Here is a 1,712-nt window from a genome sequence, read left to right on the forward strand (position 1 = left end):
CATCTGGAACGGCGCTGACCTGGTTGGCTGGCTGCGTAGACTCTGACCTGTTATGTGCAGTCAAGGCATGCTCAAACCAGGCGGGTTCGCCTTGCTGCACGATCTCTCCACTTAACCGCGCGCTGCACATAAATCAAGGATCAGCACATCGATCTTCGCAAGCTGAGCGAGCCGGCGCGTGAAGCTGCCGTCGCCGTGCGCGATCTTCAGTTCCTCGAACAGCCGCGCGACGCGCACGTAGAACACGGAGAAGCCCTGACGGCACGCCTGCTGCCCGAACGCGCACGCGAGCCACGTCTTGCCCGCGCCGGTCGGGCCGGTCAGCAGCAGGTTCTGCGCGTTGCGTACCCAGTCGCAGCCAGCGAGCGTGGCTGCGACGCGCTGATCGAGGCCGCGGCTCTGCCGGTACTCGATGTCCTCGACGCAGGCGTTCGGGTTCTTGAGCTTCGCCGCGCGCAGCAGACGTTCGAGTCGGCGCGTATCGCGCCAGGCGACTTCGCGATCGACGAGCATGCCCACGCGCTCCTGGAACGACAGGCTGGTGCTGGCCGTGAGCGCGGATTGCTCTTCGAACGCACGGGCCATGCCGTCGAGCTTTAGTGCCTTAAGCTGGGTTACGGTGTGCTGCATCAACATCTCGACCTCCTCGGGTCAGTTGTAAATCAATGGTAGTAATCCGGGCCGCGCACATTCTCGTGATCGGGCGCACGCCACTCAGTGAGGGTTATCGGGAGCGCGGGCTGCTGATCGAGGCCGGCTTCGAGGATCGACAACACCGGGCGACGCGTCGGCGAGCCGATGGTCAGCGCGCGCAGGCAGGCAGCTTCGAGCCGGACACGGCTGTACGTGCGTTCGAGCGAGAGCAGCCCAAGGCAGGCGCGGTAGCCCATCTCCGGGTGAGGCCTGTTGGTCAGCAGATGCTGGACGATGGCTTCGGCACCGGGACCGACGGACTTGCCCCAGTTGAGCAACCGGCCCGGCGTCCATTCCATGTGCGCGCGGTGCGCGACTGGCATGTGCTCAGCGACGGTCGTATGCTTGCCCTTGAGCCGTGAGCGCGCGTGCGCGGCAACGCGCCGGCTGTTATGCAGGATCTCGACGCCGTGGCGCGTGATGCGCGCCCAGACTTCCTGCCGCGCCAAGCTGTGCGGCACGCTGTAGTAGTGGCCGCCGACCTCGACATGGTAGTCAATGTTCACGCGGCACTTCTGGAAGGTGGCGACCTCGTAGCGCCGTGCCGGCAGCGGGCGCAGCACGGGCTGGTCCAGACGCTCGAACCACTCGCGGCGCGTGCCTTCGAGTCGTTTGAACGGCCGCTGGTTCAGGTTGGTAATCAGGTTCGCGATGGCCTTGTTGAGTTCGGCCAGGCTGTAGAAGCGGTGATGGCGCAGCCGGGCCAGCACCCAGCGCTCGACGATTTGCACACCGACTTCGACCTTGGCCTTATCGTAAGTCAGCAACTGCTTGTCGTGATGACGGTTGCGCGACCGTAACGGTCGAGATCACCCATCCATTTCACCCCCTGCGCGGTACCCGAATCCAGTTGGCTACCCGACGCCAGAACTGGGGAGAGGATCGTGTCATGTTCTATGACGAACATGGCCGGCTAGCGTCGATACTGGCCTCATGGACTGATGTGGACGAGCCGGACGCATTCGCCCAGACTGCGGCGGGACGCTCCGAGTTTCGTGTCGAGGATCTTCGAAGGCTGC

1 protein-coding gene and 2 pseudogenes are annotated in these 1,712 nt (G+C 64.4%); 1 reads left to right on the plus strand and 2 read right to left on the minus strand.

Annotation, left to right across the window (positions count from 1 at the left end; all coding sequences use genetic code 11):
• Positions 1 to 132 precede the first annotated feature (132 nt).
• A pseudogene (locus HV796_RS42075) lies at positions 133 to 636 on the minus strand (ATP-binding protein); the annotation flags it as partial.
• A gap of 26 nt (positions 637 to 662) precedes the next feature.
• Positions 663 to 1,448: pseudogene (locus HV796_RS42080) on the minus strand (Mu transposase domain-containing protein); the annotation flags it as partial.
• Between the two features lie 53 nt (positions 1,449 to 1,501).
• Here HV796_RS42080 and HV796_RS42085 point away from each other — a divergent pair.
• On the plus strand, positions 1,502 to 1,712 hold a 211-nt coding region (locus HV796_RS42085; protein WP_217478243.1), incomplete at its 3' end, for a DUF5372 family protein.

It is taken from the genome of Paraburkholderia humisilvae, from assembly GCF_902859855.1.
In the GTDB taxonomy this organism is placed as follows: Bacteria; Pseudomonadota; Gammaproteobacteria; order Burkholderiales; family Burkholderiaceae; genus Paraburkholderia; species Paraburkholderia humisilvae.